The following is a 7105-nucleotide window of genomic DNA, read 5'->3' as shown; positions in this document are numbered from 1 at the left end:
GGCTCGCCCGCGTAGAGATTGGACAAAGCGCGGGCGTTCTCAAAGTTCAGAACCTGAGAGTGGGACATCTTATTAGAACTTAGATGTTCCAATGGCGGTGTCAATTGAAGGAGCGAAGGGTGGAAAATGGAGGGACGGCCTCCGTGCCGTTCCATTTATGCCTTAAAATGGGCATTGCGACCCATTGGGGCCAAGTAATACTCAATAACGGTGGAACCCGAAACAAACCCTCATGCCTCTGACTGAACTCAACCTCAACCAATGGCTTCTTGCCATGCTGGCTGCCCTGTGCGTGGGGCTTGCCAAAAGCGGTTTTGGCGGGGTTGGCATGTTCACGATCCTGATCATGGCCTGGATCATGCCTGCCTACGAATCCACCGGTATCGTGCTGCCTTTACTCATCTGCGGCGATATTTTTGCGGTCGCGGCCTTCCGCAAGCACGCGCAATGGGCGTACATTTGGAAACTGCTGCCGCCCGCGTTGATCGGCATTGTGGCCGGCTATTTCCTGATGCCGCGGATTCCGAGGACAATCTTCGGCCCGGTGATCGGCTGGATTGTGCTGATGATGGTTGTGTTGCAATCCGTGCGACAGTTTCGCCCGGGTCTTTTTGAAAAGGTACCCCACACGCGCGGGTTTGCATGGATGATGGGAACCTGGAGCGGTGTCACGACCATGATGGCCAATGCGGCGGGACCCGTCATGGCCCTGTATCTCCTGGCCGTCAACCTGCCGAAATACGAACTGGTTGGCACCAGCGCCTGGTTTTTCTTCATCGTGAATGTCATCAAAGTCCCCTTCAGCAGCCATCTCGGACTCATCAACAGCGGCACGCTGGCTTTCAACCTGGCGCTGGCGCCGTTTGTGCTCGCGGGAATTTTTGCGGGCCGCGCCCTGATCCAGATTGTTCCGCAGAAACTTTTCGAGCAGCTTTTGCTCCTGTTCGCCGCCGCGGCTTCCGTCCGGCTGATTTTGGGCTGAAAATACGGGGAAAAGCCAGAAACTGGATATGGCCGCGAAAATGCGCAAAAGACGCAAAATGTTAGAACCAGCACATTTTTTGGCTTAAAACGAATCATCCCGGGAAAAAGGAGGTTTCTGTTAGTTGCTTGAAGGGAGCGCGGGTCAGGAAGTCGCCGTGGAGACCATCTTGCCCGCACCCGGCGGACATCCTGTCCGGCGGATGTTTTCCACTTTTCTCTAACAGGAGCTAACTCCGATGGGCATCGCGAGCAGGCAGAGTAAACGGAGAATTTTGTTCACCCTCTGTTTCCTCATTTTCCATCCCCCTGACAAGGGGATTTGTGTTGCCCGCGAAACAACGCAAAATAAAAACACATTTTTGACAGGATGAACAGGATGGAGCAAGGGCGCAGTGAATGCCTAAAATTTGCTAAGCGCCGAAGGGTACGGCTAGGAATGAAACTCAATCGGCGTTGAAGCCGATCTTTTTGCGGGGTGGCTCCGGTGGGGGAGTCATCAGTTGGCGGATGGCTTTGAAAACGGCATCGAATTGCTGGCCGTGCTGTTTGAACCCGCGTTCCAGGGACTCGACCTTGCGTGCAAGATCATCGACAGAAAGGGCCATCTGGCGCAGGCGGATAAAAGCACGCATGATGGCGATATTAACGGCCACGGCGCGAGGGCTCTGCAGCACGCTGGAGAGCATAGCCACGCCTTCCTGGGTGAAAGCATAAGGCAGGTAGCGGCGTCCGCCGCGACCTTCGTTTGAGGTTCCAGATTGGCACCTCAAAGCATCGGCCTCCTGCTGGGTCAGTTGGAGCATAAAGTCCTCTGGGAAGCGGTCGGCATTGCGTTTGACCGCACGGTTGAGTTGCTTGGTCTCGACACCGTAGAGGCGGGCCAAGTCGGCATCGAGCAGTACGCGATGCTTGCGGATGGTGAGGATGAGATGGTCGAGATTTTTAGAGACGAGCTCTTTTGACATAGAAGAATGTTAGTGGGCATTTTGACTCATGTCAATTCCGATGAGTTTTGAGCGGGAATGGACTGGAGTGTGGAAGCTATCGGAGCTGATTCCGATCACGTCAATGTCAAGAGGCTGTTGAAATAATCCACAGATTACACAGATTTGGAAAAACTTCCGATCAGCCTCTCTGTGGAAATCCTTGTAATCTGTGGATTGATCTCTCGGTAATGGTTTTTCAACAGCCTCTTGACATTGACGGAATTGGCGCAAGCCACGGGTTTGTGATTCACTTGATCGGAAACTTCAGGGTGACGATTTCAAACGGTTCGAGTTGCAATGTGACTTTGCCGTTCTTGAAAGCGACTTTGCGCAACGTGCGCTCCATCAAATCGGAGGCAAAGGCCTCCGTGAACGGCAGCGAGGTTTTTAAGTTCACCGCGCCCCGCGTGCCGTACGCCTCATAAAGACGGACGATGATGGCATTTTCCTTTTCAGCTTTTTTGACGGCCTCGATGACAACGCCCTCGCGATCTACCTGGAAAAAGCTTTGTGTGTCCGGCAGCGTTCCGGTGTGCGGATCGACCGGCACGACCCGGAGCGGGATGTTGAGCGCATAGGCTTCCTGAACGACCTTGCCCGCCCGGAAATCGCCGGGATGCGGCAGCAGCGAATAGGTGAACTCGTGATGCCCCCGGTCCGCCACGGGGTCCGGCGCGGTGGGCGCGCGCAGCAGGCTGAGGCGCATGACATTTCCGAAAATGTCGTGCCCGTATTTGCAGTCGTTGAGCAGCGCAACGCCGTAATCGCCTTCGCTGAGGTCGGCCCATTTCTGCGCGCAAACTTCAAAGCGCGCCATGTCCCAGCTTGTATTGTAATGCGTGGGCCGTTCGGTGTGGCCGAACTGGATTTCGTAGGTTGCGCGCGGCGAGCGGACATTGACGGGAAAGGCGACCTTCAAAAATTTGTGGTTTTCGTGCCAGTCGATTTCTGTGTGGAAATCAATGCGCGGAGAACCCGCGCAGAGCGTGATTTTTTGCGTGATGCTGGATTCGCCGAACTTCCGCACAACCCGCACGCAGGCGCGCAGATCGGTTTCCTCCTCAAGCGTGATGCTCTCCAGTGCCGTGATGTCCTCGCAGGTCTCGCGATAGAAAAGATCCACGTCCCACGCATCCCAAAAGTTGGGGTGATCCCGGTGCAATTGGAACACATTGCCGCGCTGACCCGAAAGAACTTCTCGATTGGCGCGATGATCCAGGATGCTGCGGATCAGGCCGTCGCTGGAATTGAAGACGACGCGGAGCAAACCGTTGTCGAGAATGATGGTTTTTCCCTGCTGAGAGGCTTTGACCGGAACCGCAGGCGTGGATACGGGGTGCTTTTGATGGCCTTCGATCACGGTATAACCGCAGGCGGGGACGCTGGCGAAAACAGGCGAACCGTCGGGCAGTGAGACCACGCTGTTGAGCGCATGGCTTGTGGTGTTGAAAATCACCACCGGTCTTTTGAATGCGCTGGTGTTGATGGCCGCGGCAAGCGATCCCTGCGCGGCGTCGATGACAGCGCTGCCGAGTGCTCGGATCGTCGCGTAGTCGCGAGCACTATCTTGATAGACCCAGTTGATCGATGAGCCGGGAATGATGTCGTGAAATTGATTGAGCAGAACCAGTTTCCATGCGCGGTCGAGGTAGGCTGCGGGGGTGTGCTTGTCTTTGGCAATCACGTCATAGACGGCGCGCTCGCCGGTGTGCGGCTTGAGTGCGCTGCGTTTGATGTGGGCGGCGCCCAAGACCGTGTCAAAAAACTCCGCATCGCGCAGGAGGAATTCGCTCTTGCGGTTGCCGCGTTTGTTGCGCGCCTGCGTTGTGTAGGTGGCGCGGTGGAGCTCAAAGTAAAGTTCGCCAATCCAGACGGGCAGATCCTTCGCGTCCTTTTTGGCTTTCGGCATGAATTCGGCCACGCGCTCGAGTTTTACTTTTGGCAGGCCCTCCAAATCCCCGACGCGCTTTGCGATTTCCAGCATCTCCTTCGTCGGGCCGCCGCCGCCGTCGCCGTGTCCATAAAGGTAAAGCGAGCGTGTGGCGCGGTCGTTTTCCTTGAAATTTTGAACGTTGTAGATGAGCTGCTTCGGCGAAAAATTGCAGTTGTAATTATCCGCAGGCGGGAAGTGTGTGAAAATGCGGGTGCCGTCGATGCCCTCCCACCAAAACGTATGGTGCGGAAATTTGTTGAACTGGTTCCAGGAAATTTTCTGAGTGACGAAGGAGTCCACTCCGGCCTTGTGCATGATTTGCGGCAGCGCGGCAGCGTAACCGAAGACGTCGGGAATCCAGACGTCGCGAGTCTCGTAGCCGAACTCATCCAGGAAGAAATTTTTTCCATGTAAAATCTGGCGCACGAGCGATTCGCCCGAGGACAAATTACAGTCGGCCTCGATCCACATCGAACCGGTGGGCTCCCATTGTCCGCGTTTGACGGCTTTTTTGACGCCCTCGAAAATTGCCGGGTAATATTCCTTCATCCACGCGTATTGCTGGGGCTGCGAGCAGCCGAAGACGTAGTCGGGATATTCCTCCATGTAGGCCAGCGCGGTCGAAAATGTACGCGCGCATTTGCGGATGGTCTCGCGCAGCGGCCAGAGCCAGGCCGTGTCGATGTGGGCGTGGCCGATTGCGGAAATCTGATGTGTGGTGTCGCCATTGTGCTTGTTCAACACCTCGCGCAACGCCTTGCGGGCGGGGGCGATGGTGGCGGGATCGGACTCGTCAAAAAGGTTGACCGCGGTGTTAAGCGCGTACATCAACTGTCCGCGGCGCGGGTCGGTGGCAAGGCCGGGGATTCCCGCACTTCTCCACTCGTCGGGGCTCGGATTCGCCACGCTCAGCGCAGACATGGTTTCGCAGGCGACTTTGAAGTCGTAATAAAAATCAAACGCTTCGCGGTTTACGAAAACGATTTCAGCCTGTTCCAGCACAAATAAGGGCTGTCCGTGCGGATCGGGGCCGCACAGATCGGCCACAAGATGCATCGCGGCGCGGGGGTTGGCCGCCGCCTCGATGTAAAATTCAAACGCCTCTGCGCCGCGGGCGGGGTTTGTTAGCGGGACGTCTGTGCGATTGACGTTGATCGCGCGGGTCGGCACGCCGTTTTGCCAAACCAGGCCTTCGACGGTGAATCCTTCACCCCCCTTGAAGCCGAGTTTGATTTGTGCGGCGACTTCACGGCCTTTCCATTGGCGCGGGATTGTGCCGGAAAACCGGAACCACGTCGTGTTCCACATTGCGCCCCACGGTTGTCCGACGGCGAACGGCGTGTATTTTTTGGCCAGGGCTTCGGTGGCGGGAATCGGCTCGCCGTGGACATGATATGCGGCTATGGAAATCGGAGCGGGCTTGCTGTGAATGAGGCCCTGGATACGGCCGAGGGTTTGGGCGATACGGCCTTCGGTCAGGTTCGGGTGCTTATGCATGGTTGAGCGGGGCATTTAACAAGAGAATACGGTCGTGGCCAGCACGAAAATTGTGACGGCCTGTGGGCTGTTGAGTTCATTGGCAGCCATCAATGCCCCGTGCTCGGTGAAAACGAAAGGCCGGTAGCGCCGTCCCCCACGCCCCTTGTTTGGGGTCGCATATTGCGACCTCAAAGCATCCCATTCTTTATCGGAAAGCTGAAATGCGAAATCTTCGGGAAAACGATCCTGATTGCGGCGCATCTGTTCATTGAGCCGTTTGGACATAAAAATCAGATGGGCTTCTGATTTTCAATGAAAGGGATTGCGAGAAGTTAGTCAAGTACTTAATGGAATGTTAGATTCAAGTGTTTTTAAAGGGTCTGCAGCCCCACCCGCACTATATCAGTCTGGTGTTTGTCACGTGTTGGTTCGCCCCTTCGGGGCTTGAGGTTTGTGCCATGTGCATTCTCCCCGCGCTTCAAGGTCACATTTTGTGACCTTGAACGCAGATCGCGCACCTTCGGTGCTTCTTTAGGGCATGCCGAGATGCCCGGGGTTTTATTGCACCCGGATGATTTCCATCGAATCCTTGCTGGTCGTCCCTAGGCCGTATTTGGCGCTAAGCCGGAGGTGGACGGCGTCGTTGCCAATGGGTACGACTTTTTTCTCCGCGCGCCATTTTTCCAGGCGTTCCAGGCAGAGGGTGTCGAGGGCGACCGGGTCCTTGCCGATCATGATGATGCCGGGGGATGCGGCATAATGCGGGATGAAATCGGGTCCGCCCGCGAACTGGGCAATCAGGCCATCCACGATGTGCAGAACAGTTTTCTTTTTCAAAAGGTCGTTGTTCATGATTTCAGCCAGAGCCAGGCCGCTGGTTTCGGAAGGCGAGTAAAAGCGCCGGTTGTTGTCCACGCTGGCCATGGCGAGCGTGGCAATGCAGCCATTGAGGCCGAATTTCTGGTGGTCGCTCATCACGGGGATATTGATGATTTTTGTCACCTGCCGGGAGACGATGTTGTTGAAATAGGATCGGTTGCTGATCTGTTGGGGTTCCGGCGCCGCTTTCCCAGCGTCCTTTTTCTTGTCCTTTTTGTCCGAATCATCGACGGAGTTGATCAGGTTCTCGACCGTTTTTGCTTTTCCGCGGAACTCGGAATCGCCCCAGATCAACTGGCCCACGACTTCGTTGAAATAAAATTTCTCGGGATCGAAGCCCTCGCCCGGAATGACGGAAAGGCATTTCCAGTCCTGGTCGGGCTGCATGGGCACATAGCCCGCGCCGATCATCTGGTCCTCGAATTTATCCCAGACAATGATTTTGGAAGGGGGGACTCCGGCTTCCATGAGTCCCTTGACAACCGCCTGCAGCAGGCTGCGGTGGGTGGAAAGTATGGAACCTCCCGCGGTGCTGATATGGATGCCGACGGTATCGCTTGGGGAAACAAAAAGCCCCCAGGCCTCTTTCAAGGAATTGCGTTTGGTAAAAGAGAGAAAGGAGCGGTTAAAATTTTCCGCGACGCGCGCGTCGTCGATCTGGAAACGGTCCACCAGGGCGGGATTTTCAAGGATGGCGATGCGGGATTTGGCCGGCAAGGGCGCAGGCGGGGGCGCATCAAGGGGCCGGACCGCCTGGGCGTGGAGACAGGCGGGCAAGGCAAGGGCCGGCAAAGTATATTTCACTGCAGAGACGCAGAAAGCGCGGCAATTGAACCGCGGATGG

General features: G+C 56.1%; 5 protein-coding genes. 1 reads left to right on the top strand and 4 read right to left on the bottom strand.

What is annotated here, in order from left to right; all coding sequences use genetic code 11:
* The first annotated feature begins 232 nt into the window (after nucleotides 1-232).
* A complete protein-coding gene (locus tag PHD76_08305; protein MDD5261836.1) occupies nucleotides 233-982 on the top strand; it encodes a sulfite exporter TauE/SafE family protein in 750 nt (249 codons plus the stop codon).
* 445 nt (nucleotides 983-1427) lie between these two features.
* Here the strand turns inward: PHD76_08305 and PHD76_08300 are convergent, their stop codons facing one another.
* The 4 genes from PHD76_08300 to PHD76_08285 form a co-directional block, all read right to left on the bottom strand.
* Nucleotides 1428-1949: an ORF6N domain-containing protein gene (locus tag PHD76_08300; protein MDD5261835.1), complete on the bottom strand. Its 522-nt coding sequence runs from the start codon at nucleotides 1947-1949 to the stop codon at nucleotides 1428-1430.
* A gap of 268 nt (nucleotides 1950-2217) precedes the next feature.
* On the bottom strand, nucleotides 2218-5400 hold the full coding sequence (locus PHD76_08295; GenBank protein ID MDD5261834.1) for an alpha-mannosidase: 3183 nt from the start codon (nucleotides 5398-5400) through the stop codon (nucleotides 2218-2220).
* A gap of 15 nt (nucleotides 5401-5415) precedes the next feature.
* Nucleotides 5416-5667: an ORF6N domain-containing protein gene (locus PHD76_08290; GenBank protein MDD5261833.1), complete on the bottom strand. Its 252-nt coding sequence runs from the start codon at nucleotides 5665-5667 to the stop codon at nucleotides 5416-5418.
* 273 nt (nucleotides 5668-5940) lie between these two features.
* Nucleotides 5941-7053 carry a DUF362 domain-containing protein gene (locus PHD76_08285; protein ID MDD5261832.1) on the bottom strand — a complete coding sequence of 371 codons (1113 nt, stop codon included), beginning with the start codon at nucleotides 7051-7053 and terminating at the stop codon, nucleotides 5941-5943.
* Nucleotides 7054-7105: the final 52 nt, after the last annotated feature.

This window comes from Candidatus Methylacidiphilales bacterium (assembly GCA_028713655.1).
Classification (GTDB): domain Bacteria; phylum Verrucomicrobiota; class Verrucomicrobiia; order Methylacidiphilales; family JAAUTS01; genus JAQTNW01.
The sequence above is the reverse complement of the archived record's forward strand: the minus strand, read 5'-3'. Positions and strand labels throughout refer to the sequence as shown.

Coding starts and splice junctions, on each gene's coding strand:
- PHD76_08305 (MDD5261836.1), top strand. CDS start 233: ATGCCTCTGACTGAACTCAACCTCAACCAATGGCTTCTTGCCATGCTG.
- PHD76_08300 (MDD5261835.1), bottom strand. CDS start 1,949: ATGTCAAAAGAGCTCGTCTCTAAAAATCTCGACCATCTCATCCTCACC.
- PHD76_08295 (MDD5261834.1), bottom strand. CDS start 5,400: ATGCATAAGCACCCGAACCTGACCGAAGGCCGTATCGCCCAAACCCTC.
- PHD76_08290 (MDD5261833.1), bottom strand. CDS start 5,667: ATGTCCAAACGGCTCAATGAACAGATGCGCCGCAATCAGGATCGTTTT.